Genomic DNA, 23,047 nt, shown 5'->3' with positions numbered 1-23,047 from the left:
GGTGGCGGCTTCGCCTTACCCGGCCTGTTCAATTCATTCCCTAAGGAAATCAAACTTCTTCCATCCGTCCCAGCAGCGCCTGCAAGCGTTCCTGCCAGCCGTTCTGCTGTTCGCGCAGCTGGTTGTTTTCGCGCTCCAGTTCTTCACGGCTGTGCTGAGCATTCTGAACTTCCTGTGACAGGGAGTTGTTCTTCTCTTTCAGCTCTTCAATTTCCATTTGCAGCAGCGTGATGGTGTCAATCGCCTGCTGTACTTTCGATTCCAGTTTCTCAAACACTTCTAAAGACATGATCCTACCTCTCCTGAATTGCAAGGCGACGCTTTAACATAAACGCGCACAACATATGTTCCGATTGTATGGAGCGCCGTCGCCCCTGTCCAGCGGCATGCCACGCAGATCGCGGTTTGCAACACTTTTCGGCCTCGTCCTGGTGCGTTCGCCGCATATACCCCTAAGTTGTTAACCCATAAGTTAAAGAAATGATTCAGCCCATAATCATTATCTGATGCAAAAACGCGCTTTATGGCGCGAAAACGCTCATTTTATTGACGCAGACCACACATTTAGATTTCGATATTTCTCGTTTGTGCTCGTTAACGATAAATTAACACTATGTCTACAGGGCATCGTGACTGTCACGGGCGGTCACGCAAACAATAAACATTACTCTTTTGCAGGATTCCGATTATGAGTCAGACATCAACCTTAAAAGGCCAGTGTATTGCCGAGTTCCTGGGTACCGGGTTGTTGATATTCTTCGGAGTAGGCTGTGTCGCAGCACTGAAAGTGGCGGGTGCCAGTTTTGGTCAGTGGGAAATCAGTATTATCTGGGGTCTGGGCGTGGCGATGGCCATCTACCTGACCGCAGGGGTTTCCGGTGCACATCTTAACCCGGCGGTGACCATCGCGTTGTGGCTATTCGCGTGTTTTGACGGACGCAAAGTTGTTCCTTTCATCATTTCGCAATTTGCCGGCGCCTTTTGCGCAGCGGCGTTAGTTTACGGGCTTTATTACAATCTTTTCATCGACTTCGAACAGACGCATCATATGGTGCGTGGCAGTGTCGAAAGTCTGGATCTGGCAGGCATTTTCTCAACGTATCCGAATCCGCATATCAATTTTGTGCAGGCGTTCGCGGTTGAGATGGTGATTACCGCTATTCTGATGGGCGTCATCATGGCGCTGGGCGACGATGGAAACGGCATTCCGCGCGGCCCGCTGGCGCCACTTTTGATTGGCCTTCTGATTGCGGTAATTGGCGCATCCATGGGTCCGCTGACCGGCTTTGCGATGAATCCGGCGCGTGACCTGGGTCCAAAAACCTTCGCCTTCTTTGCGGGATGGGGCGATGTCGCCTTCACGGGCGGCAAAGACATTCCTTACTTCCTGGTTCCGCTGTTCGGGCCAATCGTAGGGGCGGCGCTGGGCGCATTCGGCTATCGCAAATTAATTGGTCGCCACTTACCGTGCGACACTTGTGTGGAAGAGGAGAAAGAGACGGCTTCCACCACACAACAAAAAGCTTCGCTGTAATCTGACTACGGGACACATACCATGACCGAAAAAAAATATATCGTTGCGCTCGACCAGGGCACCACCAGCTCCCGCGCTGTCGTAATGGATCATGACGCGAACATTGTCAGCGTGTCTCAACGCGAATTTGAGCAAATTTACCCGCGTCCAGGCTGGGTAGAACACGACCCGATGGAGATCTGGGCGTCGCAAAGCTCCACGCTGGTGGAAGTGCTGGCGAAAGCCGACATCAGTTCTGACCAGATTGCCGCTATCGGTATCACCAACCAGCGTGAAACGACTGTGGTCTGGGAGCGCGAAACCGGTAAGCCCATCTACAACGCCATTGTCTGGCAGTGCCGTCGTACGTCAGAGATCTGCGAACAGCTGAAGCGCGAAGGAATGGAAGAGTACGTGCGCAGCGCCACCGGCCTGGTGGTTGACCCCTATTTCTCCGGCACCAAAGTGAAGTGGATCCTCGACCACGTGGAAGGTTCACGCGAGCGCGCACGACGTGGCGAGCTACTGTTCGGCACCGTCGATACCTGGCTTATCTGGAAGATGACTCAGGGACGCGTTCACGTTACCGACTACACCAACGCCTCGCGCACCATGCTGTTCAACATCAACACCCTTGAGTGGGATGACAAGATGCTGGACGCGCTGGACATTCCGCGCGCCATGCTGCCAGAAGTCCGTAAGTCTTCAGAAGTGTACGGCCAGACCAACATTGGCGGTAAAGGTGGCACCCGTATTCCTATCGCCGGTATCGCCGGTGACCAGCAGGCGGCCCTGTTCGGCCAGCTGTGCGTCAAAGAAGGGATGGCGAAGAACACCTACGGCACCGGTTGTTTTATGCTGATGAACACCGGCGAGAAAGCGGTGAAATCAGAAAACGGTCTGCTGACCACCATCGCCTGCGGCCCGCGCGGCGAAGTGAACTATGCCCTGGAAGGCGCGGTATTCATGGCGGGTGCTTCCATTCAGTGGCTGCGCGACGAGATGAAGCTGATCAGCGACGCGTTTGACTCCGAATACTTCGCGACCAAAGTGAAAGACACCAACGGCGTGTACGTGGTGCCAGCGTTCACCGGTCTGGGCGCACCGTACTGGGATCCGTATGCCCGCGGCGCGATTTTCGGCCTGACGCGCGGCGTGAACTCAAACCACATCATTCGCGCGACGCTGGAATCCATCGCCTACCAGACGCGCGACGTGCTGGAAGCGATGCAGGCTGACTCCGGCATTCGTCTGCACGCCCTGCGCGTGGACGGCGGTGCGGTCGCGAACAACTTCCTGATGCAGTTCCAGTCCGACATTCTGGGCACCCGCGTTGAACGTCCTGAGGTGCGAGAAGTGACGGCGCTGGGCGCGGCGTATCTGGCAGGTCTGGCGGTTGGCTTCTGGCAAAACCTCGACGAGCTTCAGGAAAAAGCGGTTATCGAACGCGAATTCCGTCCTGGCATCGAAACCACCGAGCGCAACTACCGCTACAGCGGCTGGAAGAAAGCGGTGAAACGTGCCCTGGCGTGGGAAGAGCACGACGAGTAAACCTATATTCCCTCTCCCCTGGGAGAGGGTTAGGGTGAGGGGCTCCGACCGCACCGGTCCCCTCGCCCCTCCCCACTCTGTGATAAACTTCGTGCAATTCCTTTTGATTGTACGAGTACCTCATGAAACGTGAACTTGCTATCGAGTTTTCCCGCGTCACCGAAGCTGCCGCCCTCGCAGGCTACAAATGGCTGGGCCGTGGCGACAAAAATACCGCAGACGGCGCTGCCGTCCACGCCATGCGCATTGTGCTTAATCAGGTCAATATCGATGGCACTATCGTCATTGGCGAAGGCGAAATCGACGAAGCGCCGATGCTCTACATCGGTGAAAAAGTCGGGACGGGCAAAGGCGATGCGGTGGATATCGCGGTCGACCCGATTGAAGGCACGCGCATGACGGCGATGGGCCAGGCCAACGCGCTGGCGGTACTGGCGGTGGGCGATAAGGGCTGCTTCCTCAACGCGCCCGATATGTACATGGAAAAACTGATCGTCGGTCCTGGCGCTAAAGGCGCTATCGACCTTAGCCTGCCGCTGGACGCCAACCTGCGCAATATCGCCGCGGCGCTGGGTAAAGCGCTCAGCGAACTCACCGTGACCATTCTGGCGAAACCGCGCCACGACGCCACCATCGCGTACCTGCAAGCGCTCGGCGTACGCGTGTTTGCTATTCCGGATGGCGACGTTGCCGCCTCTATTCTGACCTGCATGCCGGACAGCGAAGTCGACGTGCTTTACGGCATCGGCGGCGCGCCGGAGGGTGTGGTCTCTGCGGCAGTGATCCGCGCGCTGGACGGCGATATGCAGGCGCGTCTGCTGCCACGCCATGAGGTCAAAGGCGACAGCGACGAGAACCTTCGCATTGGTGCAGACGAACTGGCGCGCTGCGCGGCGATGGGCATCGAGGCCAATAAAGTGCTCGCGCTGAACGAGATGGCCCGCAGCGATAACGTGGTCTTCTCCGCAACCGGCATCACCAAAGGCGATCTGCTGGACGGCATCACCCGCAAGGGCAACATGGCCACCACTGAAACCCTGCTGATCCGTGGTAAATCCCGCACCATTCGTCGCATTAAGTCCATTCATTATCTCGATCGTAAAGATCCGGACGTACAGACGCACATTCTGTAAAACCGTTTGATCGATAGAGCTTTCCGGCCCGAATGGGCTGGAAATGTTTCCCGCAAGTACGGAAGATAGAAGAGAGAAACAGCACAGGAGAAGATCATGGCGGACTGGGTAACAGGTAAAGTCACAAAGGTACAGTTCTGGACCGATGCGCTATTTAGCCTCACGCTGCACGCACCCGTTCATCCGTTTACTGCCGGGCAGTTTGCCAAGCTCGGGTTGGATATCGACGGTGAACGCGTACAGCGCGCCTACTCTTACGTTAATGCGCCTGATAACCCGGACCTTGAGTTCTATCTGGTCACCGTCCCGGACGGTAAGCTCAGCCCACGCCTCGCCGCGCTGAAACCGGGCGATGAAGTGCAGATTGTCTCCGACGCGGCGGGGTTCTTCGTGCTGGATGAAATCCCCGACTGTGACACGCTCTGGATGCTGGCGACCGGCACGGCCATTGGCCCGTATCTTTCCATTCTGCAATACGGCAAAGATCTGGAGCGCTTTAAAAATATCGTGCTGGTTCACGCCGCGCGCTACGCCGCAGACCTGAGCTATTTGCCGCAGATGCAGGCGCTGGAACAGCGATATGGCGGGAAGTTAAAAATTCAGACGGTGGTCAGCCGCGAAACCGCAGCCGGCTCGTTAACCGGTCGCGTTCCGGCGTTGATTGAAAGCGGCGCGCTGGAAGAAGCGGTGGGTTTACCGATGAATACCGAAACCAGCCATGTGATGCTGTGCGGTAACCCGCAGATGGTACGCGATACGCAGCAGTTGCTGAAGGATACCCGGCAGATGACGAAGCACCTTCGCCGCCGGCCGGGCCACATGACCGCCGAACACTACTGGTGATCAGCGGTACTTCACCTCAAGGGTATCTTTTCCATATTTGTTCTCGCTCTGGGTGCCGATAAACGCGCCCAGTTCGACAACCATCATTACAAAGATAACCGTCGGCAGCAGTCTGCCCACCACCCATGGGAGGATTGAGGGCAGCATTGACCAGTTCCCCGCCACCAGCATCCACGCCAGAATAATCAGGAAAGCCCATGCGCCGGAGCGGCCACGATCGTGCAGACGTTTCACCACTACGGCGGCGGTTGGCCACAGTAAACAGACCAGCGCAAATGCCGCCGTTTGCGTGCTCAGCCATGCGTTGTAGGCAACAAAAAACAGAAGCAGCATGGCGACAACCCACGTTGCAATCCAGATCCAGAAGTCACGGCGTCCAATACGCCCTTTGAATGAAAACAGCCACTGCTGTATGGTCATGTAAGGTTCCTTATTATTGTTTAGCCCGCATTTTACCCTGGAGTTGTGACCTTTTGACAAGCCGACCAGATATCGTTTTAATCATGGGCAATGACGGCCAGGGGCAATGTTGATGAAAAGTTCGGCACACTCTCTTTATTTGTGTTTAGCGATGCTGAGCGCCAGTTTTTCCCTGTATGCCGCGGAAACGGCTTCCCCGGTCACCGCCCCCTATCTTCTGGCGGGCGCCCCCTCTTTCGATCAATCTATCAGCCAGTTCCGCGAAGCCTTCAACAAAGAAAACCCCTCACTTCCGCTGGGAGAGTTCCGTGCGATTGACAGCGCCCGCGATACGCCGACCCTGACCCGCGCGGCCAGCAAAATTAACGAGAATCTGTATGCCTCTACCGCCCTTGAGCGCGGAACGTTAAAAATCAAAAGTATGCAGATCACCTGGCTGCCGATTCAGGGGCCAGAGCAGAAAGCGGCGAAAGCGAAAGCGCTGGAGTACATGAGCGCTATTCTGCGCGCCTTTACCCCCACCTTCACGAAAGCGCAAAGCCAGCAAAAGCTGCAAAAACTGCTTACCGCCGGGAAAAACAAACGCTATTACGCCGATACGGAAGGTGCCGTTCGCTATGTCGTCGCAGATAACGGCGAAAAGGGGCTGACCTTCGCGGTTGAACCGATTAAGCTGGCCCTATCAGACGCACTCGAGGGGGCGAATTAATGACAAAAAGCAAAGCCTTTCGAGGGAAAATCTCTATACTGATTCACAGACCATGCTGCCCGACAGGGCGGCCATATTCCTTAATTCGCTTATTGAGCGTGGAGAATTGAAATGCGACATCCTTTAGTGATGGGTAACTGGAAACTGAACGGCAGCCGCCACATGGTAAACGAACTGGTTGCTAACCTGCGTAAAGAGTTGGCTGGCGTGACCGGCTGCGCGGTTGCTATCGCTCCGCCGGATATGTACCTGGATCTGGCTAAACGTGCCGCTGACGGCAGCCACATCATTCTGGGCGCGCAGAACGTTGACGTTAACCTGTCTGGCGCGTTCACCGGTGAAACCTCCGCTGAAATGCTGAAAGATATCGGCGCGAAATACATCATCATCGGCCACTCCGAGCGTCGCACCTATCACAAAGAATCCGATGAGTTCATCGCGAAGAAATTCGCTGTGCTGAAAGAGCAGGGTCTGATCCCGGTTCTGTGCATCGGTGAAACCGAAGCAGAAAACGAAGCAGGCAAAACCGAAGAAGTGTGCGCACGTCAGATCGACGCTGTGCTGAAAACCCAGGGCGCGGCAGCGTTCGAAGGCGCGGTTATCGCTTACGAGCCAGTCTGGGCGATCGGTACCGGCAAATCTGCAACTCCAGCGCAGGCACAGGCGGTGCACAAGTTCATTCGTGATCACATTGCAAAAGCAGACGCGAAAGTGGCTGAGCAGGTCATCATCCAGTACGGCGGTTCCGTTAACGCATCAAACGCAGCTGAGCTGTTCACCCAACCAGACATCGATGGCGCACTGGTTGGCGGCGCATCCCTGAAAGCAGACGCTTTCGCGGTGATCGTTAAAGCGGCAGAAGCGGCTAAGCAGGCGTAATTGCCTTTGTGGCGGGTGGCGCTTCGCTAACCCGCCCTACAAACGACCTAACACGCTAAACCACAAATAATCCAGCGGCAGCAGCACCAGATACGTCGCAATCGCCAGCGCCAGACAAAGCAGCATCCCCGCCTTCGCAGGCACTTTCCCTAAGCCCATCGCCACTACAATCGGCGACGCCTGATACGGCAACAGCGGCGTGGAATACCCCAGCACCTGAATCATGATCACCGACAGCAGCGGGAAGCCGGTCGCGTCGGAGAAGCTCTGCGCCAGCGTGGTGTACAGCGCAGGAACGCCGTTGGCGGTCATAATGAAGTTGAGCGCCGTGGTGATCCCCGTCAGCGCCAGGAAGCTGGTAAACGGGCGGTCTGCATCCAGCGGCATGATATGGAGCAACGCCTCGCCTACGGCCGCACCGATACCGGTCTGCGTCACCGTAATGGCCAGCCCGAGTATACCCGCGACGTAAATACAGGTGCGCATATTCACCCCCGCCGAGAACTCCTCCCCGGTGATAAAACCGATGCGCGGCAGCATAACGATGACCGAGGCCGCCAGCCCCGTCCACGCTGGCCCAACGCCGTGCCAGCTCTCCGTCACCCACATCGTCAACACCACCGCCAGCAGCCAGGCGAGTCGTTTTTCGTCACGCCCCATCGGTTCCGATGGCGTGAGATCCTTCGCCGGTTTCGGGTTGCCGGGGAACAGCCAGCAGATCAGGCCAATCAGAATCAGGCCTTTGAGAATACCCAGCACCGGGGTGTGCAGCAGCAGATACGGGACATAGTTGAGGTGGATACCGTATGAGCCTTCCGCCGCGCCGCTCATCACCAGGTTGGGCACGTTGGCGGGCAAAATAGTGGCCGAGAGCTGGAAGGTGCCAAACCCGACCGCCAGCGCCAGGCCAAACCAGGCCCGCGAGCCATCAGGAATGCCGGCCCGCTTCGCCATCGCGGCGACAATCGGCATCAGCAGCGCAATACGTCCCATGTTCGACGGCATCACGAATGCCAGGGCATAGCTCAGCAGCACAACGCTTGCCACCATCAGCACCCAGGAGTCGGTAAGCTTTGCCGACAGCGCCCGGGCGGCCCTGTCCGCCAGGCCGGTTTTCCGAATCGCCACGCCCAGCACAAAGCCGCTGAACACCAGCCAGAAGGCAGACGAGGCGAAGCCGCCGAAGATCACTTCCGGCGGGGCGATTCTGGCGGTCATCGCCGCCGTGAAAAACAGCAGCGCGGTGATAAATTCCGGCAACAGCGACGTCGCCCACAGCACGATGGTGACGCCGACGATCAGCGAGGGAAGCAGCAGAGGATGCGTTAACCAGAGCGACATACCTGTCTCCTGTAGAATTTTTCAGCAAGTCTACGGCGACAGGCAGGGCGAGTAAACGCTATTTATGGTGGGGTCACTTCAGGATATCGCATTGATGATCCTGCAATTCCTCAGCCGACGCGCGGTTAAAGGTAAGCAGGTTACGCTCTGTCGCCAGCAATACAAACGAGCCGTCCGACTGCTGTGCCATCGCCAGCGCGAAGCGTCCCATATGATCGCGGGCTTCCGGCAGCTCTTCCGCCAGCATCATAAACGGGCTGCGCTGCACCAGTTCGTTCTCCGTCACCCGACGGGCAAGGTATTCATGCCCTTCCAGCCCGCCCGGAAGCGGTAACCACTGGGTGCTGATTTGCCCCTGCGACGCGTTCAGCTTCTCGCGCACGTCTGGGCGCAGACAGGAGATGTGGATATGAAAATGGTTTTGCGTGCGCCCGGTCGGGGAGTTGATGGTCAGCGAAACGGCGCTGTCAGGCACGTCGGCCCCCCGTTTCATACTCATAAAATGGCGAGACTGCCATGCCAGCCAGAAGAAATTCGGTGTCTGCGGCTCAGCCAGCAGCGGGCTTTCGGTGCCGTTGATACGGTACGTGGGCATCAGCAGGTATTGCAGCGGCCCGTTGCGGTCCTTGAACACCACGTAGCCCGCATCTGGCTTCACCTGCGCACACGGTGCCGGGTTACGGTTATGCAGCTGGTTGGGCACACACTGGTCGAGAACGATATGACGCAACGCATTCGGATTACCCGCTTTCATCCAGTACACGCCGCCTGCGGCAAGGGCGATAACGATCAGAATCACTAAGATAATTTTTTTCACAACGCGTTCCCTGTTTTCAATAGAGGCAAAAGAGTAACGCAAAATGATGACCAAATAAAAAACCCGGCGGATTTCTCACACCGGGTTACCGTGTCGTTCTTTGTAAAACGCTTAGCGCTTGCTGATCTGGTCGAAGGTGCCGCCGTTAGAGAAGTGCTCTTTCTGCGCTTTGGTCCAGCCGCCAAAAACCTCATCAATAGTGAACAGCTTCAGTTTCGGGAAGGCGTTTTCGTATTTCTTCGCGACGGCCTCATCGCGTGGGCGGTAGAAGTTTTTCGCCGCAATTTCCTGCCCTTCCGGTGAGTAGAGGTACTTCAGGTAGGCTTCCGCCACCGCTTTGGTGCCCTTCTTATCAACAACCTTATCGACGACGGAGACGGTCGGCTCAGCGAGGATGGATTCGCTCGGGGTGACGATCTCGAACTTGTCTTTACCCAGCTCGTTGGTCGCCAGCAGGGCTTCGTTTTCCCAAGCGATCAGCACGTCGCCAATGCCGCGTTCGACGAAGGTGTTGGTTGCACCGCGCGCGCCGGAGTCCAGCACTTCGACGTTTTTAAACAGTGCTTTGACGAAGTCCTGTGCTTTGGCCTGATCGCCGTTGTTGTGGTGCAGCGCGTAGCCCCAGGCTGCCAGATAGTTCCAGCGTGCGCCGCCGGAGCTTTTTGGGTTCGGGGTAATGACAGACACGCCTGGCTTAATCAGGTCGTTCCAGTCCTTAATCTGTTTCGGGTTGCCTTTACGCACCAGGAAGACAATGGTCGAGGTGTATGGCGCAGAGTTGTCCGGCAGACGTTTGATCCAGTTTTTGTCGATACGGCCACGCTCGGCGATAGCGTCAACATCGTAGGCCAGCGCCAGGGTCACCACGTCGGCTTCAATACCGTTGATGACGGAGGTCGCCTGCTTACCGGAACCGCCGTGAGACTGGCGAACCACCACGTTATCGCCGGTTTCCTGTTTCCAGTGCGCCGCGAAAGCTTTGTTGTACTGGTCGTATAGTTCACGCGTCGGATCGTACGACACGTTCAGTAACTGAATGTCCTTTGCCAGAACGCTGGTCGATGCCAGCAATAATGTTAACCCCACGCCCCATTTATTCATCGCCCAGCTCTCTTGTGTAGTGTTTTGATGAATGCAGCGTGCCAGAAAGCTAACCGATGATTAAAGAATAAAAAAAGATTGGCTATAACGAAGGAGAATATAAGAAGTGGATAAGCGGCCTGATGCCCTCACCCCAACCCTCTCCCACGGGAGAGGGCGCAACCATAAAAAACGGTAACCCAAGGGTTACCGTTTTGCATTTACCTTGCCACCACCCGGCGCAATACAGACGCCGATCAGTACAGTTTTTTCGCGCAGTCCAGCCAGTCACCTTTGAACGGACGCTTCATGTTTTCAATGGCGTCGATGATGTCATGGTGAACCAGTTTCTCGTTCTGAATACCGACGCAGCGGCCGCCGTGGCCCTGAAGCAGTAGCTCGATCGCGTACGCGCCCATGCGGGACGCCAGGATACGGTCGTACGGGCCTGGGGAACCACCACGCTGAATGTGACCCAGAACGGTCGCGCGGGTTTCGCGTTTGGTTTCGGTTTCGATGTACTTCGCCAGCTCGTCAACGTCACAGATGTGCTCGGTGATAGCAACGATGGCGTGTTTCTTACCTTTCGCGATACCGGCTTTGATTTCAGCGACCAGATCTTCACGGCTAAATTCCACTTCCGGCACCACCACGAACTCACAGCCACCGGCAATTGCCGCCGCCAGAGTCAGGTCACCGCAGTAACGGCCCATTACTTCAACAATAGAAATACGCTGGTGGGAGGAAGAGGTGTCACGCAGGCGGTCAATCGCTTCCACAACGGTACCCAGCGCGGTGAAGTAACCGATGGTGTAGTCGGTGCCTTTGATGTCATTGTCGATGGTGCCAGGCAGGCCGATGCACGGGAAGCCCATTTCAGTCAGACGTTTTGCACCCATGTAGGAGCCGTCGCCGCCGATAACCACCAGCGCATCCAGACCCCGTTTTTTCATGTTTTCGATAGCCACTTCACGGATGTGTTCGTCACGGAATTCCGGGAAGCGTGCAGAACCGAGGAAAGTACCGCCACGGTTGATCATGTCAGACACGCTGTAGCGGTCGAGCTGAACCATGCGGTCTTCATACAGACCCAGGTAACCGTCATAGATACCAAAAACTTCCAGACCTTCCGTCAGCGCTGCACGGACAACCCCACGGATTGCCGCGTTCATGCCCGGCGCATCACCGCCGCTTGTCAACACACCGATTTTCTTAATCATGACTACCTCTGAACTTAGGAATGCAAAATTGAAATCTGCTGCCGGAAGAAACTGTTCAACCGTCGAATACTGCAAATAGTATATCAATCCCTTCCAGCTGAATTGATTCAGGTCAGGCCATATGGTGGTAATTTATCCACAAAATGCTGCTCTGGCTCACTTTTTTACAACGAATTACGAAAGCTCAAAACGCCCTGGGTACGACAGAGCACGGATCCTGATGAATAATGACGTCTGACCCAGGGAAACGCTGCAAAATCGCCTGCTCCACCTGTTCAGCGACCATATGCGCCTGAACCAGTGGCAGGTTGTCTTCCATTTCCAAATGAATCTGAATAAAGCGGGTCGGCCCTGACTGCCGCGTACGAAGATCGTGAGCACCACTGACGCCAGGCCAGTTGGTCACGATGGCATAAATTTCATCACGTTCTGCATCCGGAAGCGCACGGTCAAGAAGCGACTGTACCGCTTCATACCCCATCCGCAAGGCGCTGTATAAAATATAGATCCCTATCCCTAACGCAAACAAAGCATCGGCCCGATGCCAGCCATACCAGGCCAGACCAAGCGCAATAAGAATAGCCCCATTCATCATAACATCAGACTGATAATGAAGCATATCGGCCCGTACAGCCTGGCTTTGTGTTTTGCGTACAACCCAGCGCTGGAACGTTACAAGAACAAGTGTGCTTATAAGTGCAACTACCGTTACGACCACGCCAACGCCCGGATCGTTCATCGGAGAAGGCGAAATAAGATGCTGAATACCGGTCAAAAACAGGAAAAGCGCAGAGCCCGAAATAAACATGCTTTGTGCCAGCGCGGCCAGCGATTCCGCTTTGCCGTGGCCAAACGTATGCTCTTCATCCGCCGGTTGCAGCGAGTAGCGCACCACCAGCAGGTTGGTCAGCGAGGCGGCAATATCCACCAGTGAATCCACCAGTGCCGCCAGAATACTGACCGACCCGGTGTACCACCACGCGAAAATTTTAATGATCAGCAAACACGACGCCATCACCGTCGCGGCTATTGCGGCCCGGCTTACCAGCCGTCCATAGGATTGATTCATAAACACTCCTGTCATGCCATGGCGCTAGTATAACGGATGGTGGTGGAGTGAAAGGATGAATAAAGGGTTAACAAACCTGAACAATGGGCAAAAAAAACCCCCACATCATGTGGGGGAAGACAGGGATGGTGTCTATGGCAAGGAAAACAGGGTTTACTGGTTACTACGGGTACTGCTATTGCTACTGAAAAGCGTCATATCTGAGCTTCGCTGCATCCGTGCAACCTCACGCAACTGATTCATACGTTGCTGATGTTTGGTATTCAAAACCGCTTGCTGCTCGGGCGTTAGCAGGTGGAACATCTGGTTGCGAACCTTCGCCATCTCTACCTGGCGGGCAACCTGTTCCTGCGCCATTTTTTCGGCCTGAGCGCGTACAGCGCTTTCGTCAAAATTTTCTGCGGTGACAAGGCGATGCATTGTCTCCATTTCGCTAACATTAACAGGGGGCTGGTCGTGTCTTGCCCTCTGCATCAGATCTCGCATCTGTTGACGCTGATGTTCGGTTAAACTTATGCCGTCAAACATATGGCTTTGGCTGCTGTGCTGCGTTGCGCCCTCTGCTGAGGAACCGTTATCGCTGATGATAGCTACAGCAGCCTGGCTAAACGCACTGAAGGCCAGCGTTGAGGCCATGACGGCAGCGGTAACTTTGCGCATCACTTGCTCCCAAAATCTTTCGTGTCGCGATTCAACGAGAGACAGTCTACGATTCAGGCTGCAAACATGCGTCAGGGGGTGTAAAACAACGTAAAGTCATGGATTAGATAGCCTTGATGTCGTAATTTCTGCCTCGGAGGTATTTAAACAATGAATAAAATCCTGTTAGTTGATGATGACCGAGAGCTCACATCTCTTTTAAAGGAGTTGCTCGACATGGAAGGTTTCAACGTCCTGGTTGCCCATGATGGCGAGCAGGCGCTGAGTCTCCTTGACGACAGCATCGATTTACTTTTGCTCGACGTCATGATGCCGAAGAAAAACGGTATTGATACGTTGAAAGAGCTTCGCCAGACACACCAGACCCCCGTCATTATGCTGACCGCACGCGGCAGCGAGCTTGACCGCGTACTCGGCCTTGAGCTGGGTGCGGATGACTATTTACCTAAGCCGTTCAACGACCGTGAACTGGTGGCCCGTATTCGCGCGATCCTGCGCCGCTCTCACTGGAGCGAGCAGCAGCAGAATACCGACAACAGCTCACCTACGCTGGAAGTGGACTCCCTGAGCCTGAACCCGGGCCGCCAGGAAGCGAGCTTCGACGGTGAAACGCTGGAGCTAACCGGCACCGAGTTCACCCTGCTGTATCTGCTGGCACAGCATCTCGGCCAGGTGGTGTCGCGTGAACACTTAAGCCAGGAAGTGCTCGGCAAACGCCTCACCCCGTTTGACCGCGCCATCGACATGCACATCTCTAACCTGCGCCGTAAGCTGCCGGAGCGTAAAGACGGTCACCCATGGTTTAAAACCCTGCGTGGTCGCGGTTATCTGATGGTTTCCGCTTCATGATAGGCAGCTTAACCGCCCGCATCTTCGCCATCTTCTGGCTGACGCTGGCACTGGTTTTAATGCTCGTTTTGATGTTGCCAAAACTCGACTCACGCCAGATGACGGAGCTACTCGACAGCGAGCAACGTCAGGGCGTGATGATCGAGCAGCACGTGGAAGCGGAGCTGGCAAACGATCCGCCGAACGATTTAATGTGGTGGCGCAGGTTGTTTCGCGCTATCGACAAGTGGGCGCCCCCCGGACAACGTCTTTTACTGGTCACCAGTGAAGGCCGCGTGATTGGGGCCGATCGCAATGAAATGCAGATTATCCGCAACTTTATTGGCCAGGCGGATAATGCCGATCACCCACAGAAAAAGAAATATGGTCGGGTAGAGATGGTCGGTCCTTTCTCGGTGCGGGATGGGGAAGACAATTACCAGCTCTATCTGATTCGCCCTGCGAGCAGTTCCCAGTCCGACTTTATCAACCTGCTGTTTGACCGTCCGCTTTTGCTGTTGATTGTCACGATGCTGGTCAGTTCCCCGCTGCTGTTATGGCTGGCGTGGAGCCTGGCGAAACCGGCGCGTAAGCTGAAAAATGCGGCGGACGAAGTGGCGCAGGGCAACCTGAGGCAGCATCCGGAGCTGGAATCCGGGCCGCAGGAGTTCCTGGCCGCCGGAACCAGTTTTAACCAGATGGTCTCTGCTCTTGACCGCATGATGACCGCGCAGCAACGCCTGCTGTCGGATATCTCCCACGAGCTGCGGACGCCGCTCACGCGCTTACAGCTGGGTACCGCCCTGCTGCGCCGCCGCAGCGGTGAGAGCAAAGAGCTGGAGCGTATTGAGACGGAAGCGCATCGCCTGGACAGCATGATCAACGATCTGCTGGTGATGTCGCGCAATCAGCAGAAAAACGCGCTGGTGAGCGAAACGGTGAAAGCCAATCACCTCTGGCATGAGGTGCTGGACAACGCGGCGTTCGAAGCGGAGCAGATGGGCAAATCGTTCACCGTCAACTTCCCGCCGGGCCCGTGGCCGCTCTACGGTAACCCCAACACGCTGGAAAGCGCGCTGGAGAATATCGTGCGTAACGCCCTGCGCTATTCGCACACGAAGATTGAAGTGGCGTTTTCGGTGGATAAAGACGGGATTACCGTCATTGTCGATGACGATGGTCCTGGCGTCAGCCCGGAAGATCGCGAGCAGATTTTCCGTCCGTTCTACCGCACCGACGAGGCGCGCGACCGTGAATCTGGTGGTACGGGGCTAGGTCTGGCGATTGTTGAAACCGCCATGCAACAGCACCGTGGCTGGGTGAAAGCCGATGACAGCCCGCTGGGCGGGCTGAGGTTAACGCTGTGGCTGCCGCTGTATAAGCGTTCGTAACCGTATGTGCCGGGTGGCGGCTTCGCCTTACCCGGCCTACTTTCTACGGAACCTCTTTCCCCCACAATCTCCGCGAACTGCTCTCGATCTTGCCGCTTAACCGCCGCTTCTGCATCGTTCTGGTCCAGCTGGTGGATAATCCCGCCGCTGACAGCAGGCGGTGATACTGCTCGTCATCAAACGGCATATGCCAGGCAATTGCGCAGGCCTCGTATACCGACACCTCACTCAAGCGCGAAGCCAGCTCAAGCGGCGCATCCGCCGAAACCTGTCCCGCCTGCACAACGCGATACAGCCAGCCGGTTTTACCCGCGTTTTGCAGCTGGGCCGACATATCCTGAATGCCGAAATGGTAATTAAGCTTAAAGCACGGTGAGCGCGGCTGGGTGACCTGAATCAAAGCATCGCCCCAGCGGTAAATATCGCCGATAAAGACGTTCTTCTCCGTCAGCCCCTCCGTTGAGAGATTTTCGCCAAACGCGGGGGCGACGAAGAGGTCCGCCTGTTCAGGAAATTCGGCTTTCCAGTGCTGATAGTGCTCGCGCGGATAGTGGCACAGCGCGCGATCGGGCCCGCCGTGGATTTTCTTTTCAGCCTGCTGGTCACCCGCAAGCCCGAGATCGGTCAACGTCAGCTCACCGTCGACCTGCACTTTGGCGATGGCGCTCGGGCGGCTGCCTTCGTACTCCCTTACCTTGCCTGTAAACACATTCACCGGGTAATGCATCTCCACTCCTTCAGATACAAAAAAAGCGAGTCATCAGACTCGCTTCTCACAGGCGTCAATGCAACCTTATTTTTTAGCGGCGAAACGCGCTGCTGCTTCGTCCCAGTTCACTACATCCCAGAAGGCTTTGATGTAGTCAGGGCGACGGTTCTGGAACTTCAGGTAGTAAGCGTGTTCCCACACGTCCAGACCCAGAATTGGGAAGCCGGATGCGCCAGAGATAGCTTCACCCATCAGCGGGGAGTCCTGGTTAGCGGTAGAAACGACCGCCAGTTTGTCACCTTTCAGGACCAGCCACGCCCAGCCAGAGCCGAAACGGGTTGCAGCGGCTTTTTCGAATTCCGCTTTGAAGTTGTCAACGGAACCGAAGTCACGCTCGATAGCCGCTTTCAGATCGCCCTGAAGGGTGGTGCCGGTTTTCAGGCCTTTCCAGAACAGGCTGTGGTTAGCGTGACCGCCCGCGTTGTTGCGCAGCACGGTTTTCTTGTCTGCCGGCAGCTGGTCCAGTTTGGTGATCAGCTCTTCAACAGGCAGATTAGCGAACTCTGGCAGGCTTTCCAGCGCAGCATTCGCGTTGTTCACATAGGTCTGGTGGTGTTTAGTGTGATGGATTTCCATCGTCTGCTTGTCGAAATGCGGTTCCAGTGCGTCGTAGGCATACGGCAGGGATGGCAGTGTATAACTCATAATCCTCTCCATTATTGTCGGGCGGCACAGCTGTTAATGCCGCGTAAGCAGTTGGTTCATTATAGTTAATTAAATGATATTGAAAATGATTATCAATGCCGTAGTTTTTATAAGGTTATTAGATTTTTGATAAATGACAAAATTGTGAGTCTGCTCACGTGCTTAACGTGCTGATTGCCATTCTGAACAAAAGTGCGGCAACCTTCTGAAGGTTCCCAAACCGCCTCATTTTTACACTCATCAAGTCGGCGGGAAGCCTCCGGCTATAAAAACGATGAGGATGTAAAAATGAATCATGCGATTACGATGGGTATTTTCTGGCATTTGATAGGCGCGGCCAGTGCAGCCTGTTTCTATGCCCCGTTTAAAAAGGTGAAAGGCTGGTCATGGGAAACCATGTGGTCCGTTGGCGGTACCGTGTCCTGGCTGATTTTGCCGTGGACAATCAGCGCCATGCTGCTGCCCGATTTCTGGGGCTACTTCTCCTCCTTCAACGCCTCCACCCTGCTGCCGGTATTCCTGTTCGGCGCGATGTGGGGCATCGGTAATATCAACTACGGCCTCACCATGCGCTACCTAGGCATGTCGATGGGGATTGGCATCGCGATTGGCATTACGCTGATTGTTGGCACCCTGATGACGCCAATCCTCAACGGCCATTTCGACGTGCTGATCAACACCCAGGGCGGGCGAATGACGCTGCTGGGCGTGCTGGTGGCGGTGATCGGCGTGGGCATCGTCACCCGCGCAGGCCAGCTGAAAGAACGCAAGATGGGCATCAAAGCCGAAGAGTTCAACCTGAAGAAAGGGCTGCTGCTGGCGGTGATGTGCGGCGTCTTCTCGGCAGGCATGTCGTTCGCCATGAACGCCGCCAAACCGATGCACGACGCCGCTGCGGCGCTGGGCGTCGATCCGCTGTACGTTGCCCTGCCAAGCTACGTGGTGATCATGGGCGGCGGCGCGCTGGTAAACCTCGGCTTCTGCTTCATTCGTCTGGCAAAAGTGAAGAACCTGTCGGTAAAAGCCGACTTCTCGCTGGCAAAACCGCTGATCGTCACCAACGTCCTGCTCTCCGCCCTCGGCGGTCTGATGTGGTATCTGCAATTCTTCTTCTACGCCTGGGGTCACGCCAGTATTCCGGCGCAGTATGACTACATGAGCTGGATGCTGCACATGAGCTTCTACGTGCTGTGCGGCGGGCTGGTTGGGCTGGTGCTGAAAGAGTGGAACAACGCCGGGCGTCGTCCGGTTGGCGTGCTGAGCCTGGGCTGTGTGGTGATTATCATTGCGGCCAATATCGTCGGCCTCGGCATGGCAAACTGATTACGCTGCCTTTCGACTGCGATGACGCCACTGAACCGGCGTCATCCCCACCTCACGGTTAAACACCACCGAAAAGTAGTTACTGTCCTCAAAGCCGCAGCGCATCGCCACTTCACTCACCATCAGCTCCGTATGCTGTAACAGGTACTGGGCGTGGCAGATGCGCAGCTGGCGCAGATAATGGTTGACCGTCATCCCCGTCTGGGTGCGGAACTGCTGGCGCAGCGCGCGCTCGCTGCACTGCTCCTGCTCGCAGAATTTTTCCAGCACGAAACTCTTGTTCAGACTGCCCGAAAGCCGGGTGATGAGCTTATCCAGCAGCGCTTCCTGCGTGGTGGCAGAGGGATTATCCGTAGCGTAACGATGCCGCTTCAGGGTCATCACCAGCTGGGCAAAAAGCAGCTCCGACATCTGGTTTGCCACCGGATCGCTCTTCTGGCTCTCCTGCTCCAGCTGGGAAATCGTCTGGCGCACCTGAGCCATGCCGTTGCTGCTTAAGCGCCAGTGCGGTTCGCCTCTGGCATCATGAAAACCGGGGATATTGCCCGCCCAGTCGACATTCAGTTTAAGTCTGTCGGGGCAGTAGATGACGTTCTGCAACACCAGATCGTTAACCGAGGCGTAGGAGTGTTTGTCTTCAGCGCGGATGTAGAACAGGTCTCCGCGCGTGATGCGGTAGGGGCGGTCGTTGAGGACGTGCAGGCCGTTGCCTCGCCATACCAGCACCAGCTCGCAAAACTCGTGGGTGTGCTCGGCAAAGACGTTTTGCGGGTAGCGGTCGGCCACCGCGACGGCCTGACTCGCGGAGGCAAAAAAATCATCTTTGCGAAGAATGAGCTGAGCAGCCACACCACAACCTCTACGGCGAATAACCGGACATTATTAGCCTTTTTGCAGCAAAAAAACGGTGACTGCCCTCGCGTTACTGAAGCAACGCGTCTTTCCCCTGACGAATATCGCGCGGCGACCAGTTAAACTCCCGGCGAAAAAGCGTCGAAAAGTGGTTACTGTCGCCGAATCCGCAGCGATAGGCGATATCGGTGACGCTTTCGTCGGTATGACGTAAAAGGTGCCGCGCTTTGATCAGGCGCAGACGGTTGAGGTAGCGCTGCGGCGTCAGCCCGGTATGCTGCTTGAGCTGACGATGCAGCGTGCGCAGCGAGAGCGAAAAGTCATCCGCCAGCGTTTGCCAGCAGACATCTTCGGCAAAATGATCTTCCAGCCAGGCCATCAGCTGATTCAGGCGCGCGTCGTTATTTTCCAGCCCTTCCACCAGGCTGCTGCGCCGCAGCAGCACCAGCAGTTGCATAAACAGCAGCTCGCGGGTAGCAATGGCGTGCGTCTCCTGTCCATCCTCGCTCTGCTCCATCTGGCTCACCAGCTGACGCACCTGCTGCAACGTGGACTGATTCACCCGCCAGTGCGAGGGGTAGTGACCGTCCTTCTCCTGCGGCAACAGCTGATTCAGCCCGGAGAGAAACTGGAACGCATCCGGAGAACGATAGAGCACATTGGTCAGGCAAAGGTTGTCGGTATGTTCATACAGGTGCCTGTCGTGATCGCGCACGAAGCACACCGTACCGCCGCTGATGGTATACGGCTGACCGTTAAACACGTGGATACCCGTTCCGTGCTCAACAATCACAATTTCATGAAAATCATGATGATGCTCCGGGAACGCAGCCTGAGGCAGCCGTGGCTCAATCGCGACCGGCGAAGCCCCCGAAGGAAAAAAATCGACGCTGTGCAGTACGGTCATAACGGCCCCCACCAATGAGAAAAGTTCTCAAAATAGTAATTAAGGCCTTCCACGCTCACCTTAAATTTTTGACAGCAAACCGCGCAAAAGCTGTCGGTTTTTCAAGAAACAGGCGGAAAGATCAGGAAATGCGGTCAGCGTCACACTGCCTGCAAACCCCGCCATTACTGGAAACTGTGAACTCCCTCACGTTCATCTTTGCTTTCTTGCCAGCGCGAGATTTGGGCTGTCAGTGGCGAGAAGGTGGCTATTTCTTCCCTTTCTTACACTCCTCGCTAATGACTTAAGAAAGGACCCGACCATGACTTTTCGCCATTGTGTGGCTGTCGATTTAGGCGCATCCAGCGGCCGTGTAATGCTCGCCACCTGGGACTGCGACCTGCACACCCTTACGCTTCGCGAAATGCACCGTTTCGCCAATTGTCTGCAAAAACAGGACGGTTTTGTTACCTGGGATATCGACGCCCTGGAAGCAGAGATCCGCACCGGACTTCACAACGTCTGCGAAGACGGTATTCGCATCGACAGTATCGGCATTGATACCTGGGGTGTGGATTACGTACTGCTGGACAGTCACGGCGAACGCGTCGGCCTGCCCGTCTCCTACCGCGACAGCCGCACCGATGGGCTAATGGCGCACGCCATCGCCCAGCTTGGCAAGGAGAACATCTATGGTCGCAGCGGCATTCAGTTTCTGCCGTTTAACACGCTGTATCAGCTGCGCGCGCTGGTTGAGCAACAGCCAGAGCTGGTCGAAAAGGTGGCGCATGCGCTGCTGATCCCGGACTACTTAAGCTACCGTCTGACCGGCAACATGAACTGGGAATACACCAACGCCACCACCACGCAGCTGGTTAACATCAACACCGATAACTGGGATGAACATCTGCTGGCGTGGACGGGGGCATCGCCTTCCTGGTTCGGCGCGCCAACCCATCCGGGCAATGTGATCGGCCACTGGCTTTGCCCGCAGGGGAATGAAATCCCTGTTGTCGCCGTCGCCAGTCACGACACCGCGAGCGCGGTCATTGCCTCGCCGCTCGCCGGCAAAGACGGGGCGTACCTCTCTTCCGGCACCTGGTCGCTGATGGGCTTTGAGAGCAAAACACCCTACACCAGCGATGCCGCACTGGCGGCGAACATCACTAACGAAGGTGGCGCCGAAGGGCGCTACCGGGTGCTGAAGAACATCATGGGCCTGTGGCTGCTCCAGCGGGTGCTGAAAGAGCAGAACATTACCGACCTGCCCGCGCTTATCGCGGAAACCAAAACGCTGAAGGCCTGCACCTTCCTGATTAACCCGAACGACGACCGCTTTATCAACCCGGCGCACATGAGCGCTGAAATCCAGGCCGCCTGTTTTGAAGCGGGGCAGCCGGTACCTTCCCGCCCCGCCGAGCTGGCGCGCTGCATTTTTGACAGTCTCGCCCTGCTCTATGCCGACATCCTGAGCGAGCTAGCTGACCTTCGCGGCAAACCGTTCACGCAGCTGCATATCGTGGGCGGCGGCTGCCAGAACCAGCTGCTGAACCAGCTCTGCGCGGATGCCTGCGGCATTACCGTGGTGGCAGGTCCGATTGAAGCCTCCACGCTCGGCAATATCGGCATTCAGCTGATGACCCTGGACGAACTTTCAAACGTCGACGATTTCCGTTCGGTGGTGACGGCGAATAACAGCCTGACCACCTTCACCCCCCATCCCTGCCATGAAATTGCCCGCTACCGGGCGCAGTTTCAGCAAAAACGACTGACTAAGGAGCTTTGCGCATGACCACTCAACTTGAACAAGCCTGGGACCTGGCTAAACAGCGTTTCGCCGCCGTCGGCGTGGATGTCGAAGAGGCGCTGCGCCAGCTCGACCGTCTGCCCGTCTCCATGCACTGCTGGCAGGGTGATGACGTTGCTGGCTTCGAGAACCCGGGCGGTTCCCTGACGGGGGGTATTCAGGCCACGGGTAACTATCCGGGCAAAGCGCGCAACGCCACCGAACTGCGTGCGGATCTGGAGCTGGCGCTGAGCCTGATCCCCGGGCCAAAGCGCCTGAATCTGCACGCCATTTATCTCGAATCCGACGAGCCGGTGGCGCGTAATGAAATCAAACCGGAGCACTTTACGAACTGGGTGGCGTGGGCGAAAGCCAACAAGCTGGGCCTGGACTTTAACCCCTCCTGCTTCTCGCACCCGCTGAGCGCGGACGGCTTTACCCTTGCGCACGCCAACGACGAAATCCGCCAGTTCTGGATCGACCATGTCAAAGCCAGCCGCCGCGTTTCTGCGTATTTCGGCGAGCAGCTTGGAACGCCGTCGGTGATGAACATCTGGATCCCGGACGGCATGAAGGATATCACCGTAGACCGACTGGCCCCGCGCCAGCGCCTGCTGGCCGCGCTGGATGAAGCCATCAGCGAGAAGCTGGACCCGGCGCACCACATCGATGCCGTCGAGAGCAAGCTGTTCGGCATTGGCGCAGAGAGCTACACCGTGGGCTCAAACGAGTTCTACATGGGTTATGCCACCAGCCGCCAGACCGCGCTGTGCCTGGATGCCGGCCACTTCCACCCAACCGAGGTGATCTCCGACAAGATCTCCGCCGCCATGCTCTACGTGCCACGCCTGCTGCTGCACGTCAGCCGTCCGGTGCGCTGGGACAGCGACCACGTGGTGCTGCTGGATGACGAAACCCAGGCGATTGCCAGCGAAATCATCCGCCACGATCTGTTCGACCGCGTACACATTGGCCTCGACTTCTTCGACGCTTCCATCAACCGCATCGCGGCGTGGGTTATCGGCACCCGCAACATGAAGAAAGCCCTGCTGCGCGCGCTGCTGGAGCCTGTCGCCGCCCTGAAACAGCTGGAAGAAAACGGCGACTACACCGCGCGCCTGGCGCTGCTGGAAGAGCAGAAATCCCTGCCGTGGCAGGCGGTGTGGGAGATGTACTGCCAGCGTCACGATGCGCCTGCGGGCAGCCAGTGGCTGGACAACGTGCGGGCATATGAGAAAGACGTTCTTGCCGCTCGTCAGTAAAAAACATTGCCCGGCGGCGCGTTGCTTGCCGGGCCTACAGGTAAAAGTAGGCCGGGTAAGCGTAGCGCCA

At 56.5% G+C, this 23,047-nt stretch carries 23 protein-coding genes; 11 read left to right on the top strand and 12 right to left on the bottom strand.

The annotated features are described in order from the left end of the window. Positions 1-49: 49 nt before the first annotated feature. The gene (gene zapB / locus IM290_RS18125; protein WP_003862031.1) at positions 50-289 is read right to left on the bottom strand and encodes a septal ring assembly protein ZapB; all 240 of its coding nucleotides are present in this window, start codon (positions 287-289) and stop codon (positions 50-52) included. Positions 290-688: 399 nt separating this feature from the next. On the opposite strand from zapB, the gene IM290_RS18120 reads away from it, so the two are divergent. The 4 genes from IM290_RS18120 (at position 689) to fpr (ending at position 5,040) form a co-directional block, all read left to right on the top strand. After that, positions 689-1,534 (top strand): MIP/aquaporin family protein, encoded by an 846-nt coding sequence (locus tag IM290_RS18120; RefSeq protein ID WP_015569943.1) that lies wholly within the window; start codon positions 689-691, stop codon positions 1,532-1,534. Between the two features lie 21 nt (positions 1,535-1,555). After that, positions 1,556-3,064, top strand: a complete 1,509-nt coding sequence (gene glpK, locus IM290_RS18115; protein ID WP_006808669.1) for a glycerol kinase GlpK — start codon at positions 1,556-1,558, stop codon at positions 3,062-3,064. A gap of 122 nt (positions 3,065-3,186) precedes the next feature. Then, a complete protein-coding gene (gene glpX / locus IM290_RS18110; RefSeq protein ID WP_015569942.1) occupies positions 3,187-4,197 on the top strand; it encodes a class II fructose-bisphosphatase in 1,011 nt (336 codons plus the stop codon). Between the two features lie 96 nt (positions 4,198-4,293). Continuing rightward, entirely contained in the window at positions 4,294-5,040 is a 747-nt protein-coding gene (fpr, locus tag IM290_RS18105) for a ferredoxin--NADP(+) reductase (protein WP_003862024.1), read from the top strand. On the opposite strand, the gene IM290_RS18100 is transcribed toward fpr, so the two are convergent. Further along, on the bottom strand, positions 5,041-5,460 hold the full coding sequence (locus IM290_RS18100; RefSeq protein ID WP_006808672.1) for a DUF805 domain-containing protein: 420 nt from the start codon (positions 5,458-5,460) through the stop codon (positions 5,041-5,043). It abuts the gene before it with no gap. Positions 5,461-5,572: 112 nt separating this feature from the next. Here IM290_RS18100 and IM290_RS18095 point away from each other — a divergent pair, with 112 nt between their 5' ends. Together IM290_RS18095 and tpiA are read left to right on the top strand one after the other, a co-directional pair. Next, positions 5,573-6,169 (top strand): DUF1454 family protein, encoded by a 597-nt coding sequence (locus IM290_RS18095; RefSeq protein ID WP_017383094.1) that lies wholly within the window; start codon positions 5,573-5,575, stop codon positions 6,167-6,169. A gap of 111 nt (positions 6,170-6,280) precedes the next feature. After that, entirely contained in the window at positions 6,281-7,048 is a 768-nt protein-coding gene (tpiA, locus tag IM290_RS18090) for a triose-phosphate isomerase (RefSeq protein WP_003862019.1), read from the top strand. A gap of 36 nt (positions 7,049-7,084) precedes the next feature. On the opposite strand, the gene IM290_RS18085 is transcribed toward tpiA, so the two are convergent. The 6 genes from IM290_RS18085 to cpxP form a co-directional block, all read right to left on the bottom strand. Beyond that, positions 7,085-8,389 carry an SLC13 family permease gene (locus IM290_RS18085; protein ID WP_023304636.1) on the bottom strand — a complete coding sequence of 435 codons (1,305 nt, stop codon included), beginning with the start codon at positions 8,387-8,389 and terminating at the stop codon, positions 7,085-7,087. Between the two features lie 73 nt (positions 8,390-8,462). Beyond that, on the bottom strand, positions 8,463-9,206 hold the full coding sequence (locus IM290_RS18080; protein WP_193041455.1) for a CDP-diacylglycerol diphosphatase: 744 nt from the start codon (positions 9,204-9,206) through the stop codon (positions 8,463-8,465). 111 nt (positions 9,207-9,317) lie between these two features. Next, the gene (locus IM290_RS18075; protein ID WP_032660777.1) at positions 9,318-10,307 is read right to left on the bottom strand and encodes a sulfate ABC transporter substrate-binding protein; all 990 of its coding nucleotides are present in this window, start codon (positions 10,305-10,307) and stop codon (positions 9,318-9,320) included. A 236-nt stretch (positions 10,308-10,543) separates the two neighbouring features. Further along, on the bottom strand, positions 10,544-11,506 hold the full coding sequence (gene pfkA / locus IM290_RS18070; protein ID WP_003862009.1) for a 6-phosphofructokinase: 963 nt from the start codon (positions 11,504-11,506) through the stop codon (positions 10,544-10,546). Between the two features lie 184 nt (positions 11,507-11,690). Next, positions 11,691-12,575 (bottom strand): CDF family cation-efflux transporter FieF, encoded by an 885-nt coding sequence (gene fieF / locus IM290_RS18065; protein ID WP_017382698.1) that lies wholly within the window; start codon positions 12,573-12,575, stop codon positions 11,691-11,693. Between the two features lie 153 nt (positions 12,576-12,728). Next, positions 12,729-13,235, bottom strand: a complete 507-nt coding sequence (cpxP, locus tag IM290_RS18060; protein ID WP_003862006.1) for a cell-envelope stress modulator CpxP — start codon at positions 13,233-13,235, stop codon at positions 12,729-12,731. A gap of 150 nt (positions 13,236-13,385) precedes the next feature. Between cpxP and cpxR the strand changes: the two genes are divergently transcribed. Further along, positions 13,386-14,084, top strand: coding sequence for an envelope stress response regulator transcription factor CpxR (gene cpxR, locus IM290_RS18055; protein ID WP_003862004.1), 699 nt, complete (start codon positions 13,386-13,388; stop codon positions 14,082-14,084). Then, positions 14,081-15,454 carry an envelope stress sensor histidine kinase CpxA gene (gene cpxA / locus IM290_RS18050; protein ID WP_015569937.1) on the top strand — a complete coding sequence of 458 codons (1,374 nt, stop codon included), beginning with the start codon at positions 14,081-14,083 and terminating at the stop codon, positions 15,452-15,454. Before cpxR ends, cpxA begins: the two co-directional genes overlap by 4 nt. A gap of 43 nt (positions 15,455-15,497) precedes the next feature. On the opposite strand, the gene yiiM is transcribed toward cpxA, so the two are convergent. Both yiiM and sodA read right to left on the bottom strand, forming a co-directional pair. Next, the gene (gene yiiM / locus IM290_RS18045; RefSeq protein ID WP_017382697.1) at positions 15,498-16,181 is read right to left on the bottom strand and encodes a 6-hydroxyaminopurine reductase; all 684 of its coding nucleotides are present in this window, start codon (positions 16,179-16,181) and stop codon (positions 15,498-15,500) included. A 66-nt stretch (positions 16,182-16,247) separates the two neighbouring features. Then, entirely contained in the window at positions 16,248-16,868 is a 621-nt protein-coding gene (gene sodA, locus IM290_RS18040; protein WP_003861999.1) for a superoxide dismutase [Mn], read from the bottom strand. 288 nt (positions 16,869-17,156) lie between these two features. Here sodA and rhaT point away from each other — a divergent pair, with 288 nt between their 5' ends. Further along, entirely contained in the window at positions 17,157-18,191 is a 1,035-nt protein-coding gene (gene rhaT, locus IM290_RS18035; RefSeq protein WP_015569935.1) for an L-rhamnose/proton symporter RhaT, read from the top strand. Here rhaT and rhaR read toward each other — a convergent pair whose 3' ends face one another. After that, positions 18,192-19,040 (bottom strand): HTH-type transcriptional activator RhaR, encoded by an 849-nt coding sequence (gene rhaR / locus IM290_RS18030; protein ID WP_193041454.1) that lies wholly within the window; start codon positions 19,038-19,040, stop codon positions 18,192-18,194. Between the two features lie 73 nt (positions 19,041-19,113). Next, positions 19,114-19,950, bottom strand: coding sequence for an HTH-type transcriptional activator RhaS (rhaS, locus tag IM290_RS18025; RefSeq protein ID WP_193041453.1), 837 nt, complete (start codon positions 19,948-19,950; stop codon positions 19,114-19,116). A 301-nt stretch (positions 19,951-20,251) separates the two neighbouring features. Between rhaS and rhaB the strand changes: the two genes are divergently transcribed. Together rhaB and rhaA are read left to right on the top strand one after the other, a co-directional pair. After that, positions 20,252-21,721: a rhamnulokinase gene (gene rhaB / locus IM290_RS18020; protein ID WP_193041452.1), complete on the top strand. Its 1,470-nt coding sequence runs from the start codon at positions 20,252-20,254 to the stop codon at positions 21,719-21,721. Further along, positions 21,718-22,977, top strand: a complete 1,260-nt coding sequence (gene rhaA, locus IM290_RS18015; protein ID WP_045142625.1) for an L-rhamnose isomerase — start codon at positions 21,718-21,720, stop codon at positions 22,975-22,977. The genes rhaB and rhaA overlap by 4 nt, the downstream gene beginning before the upstream one ends. The last annotated feature ends 70 nt before the right edge of the window (positions 22,978-23,047 follow it).

This window comes from Enterobacter cloacae complex sp. S1 (assembly GCF_014930525.1).
GTDB lineage: Bacteria > Pseudomonadota > Gammaproteobacteria > Enterobacterales > Enterobacteriaceae > Enterobacter > Enterobacter hormaechei_C.
Note: the sequence above shows the minus strand (reverse complement) of the source record. Positions and strands in the feature narration are given on the sequence as shown.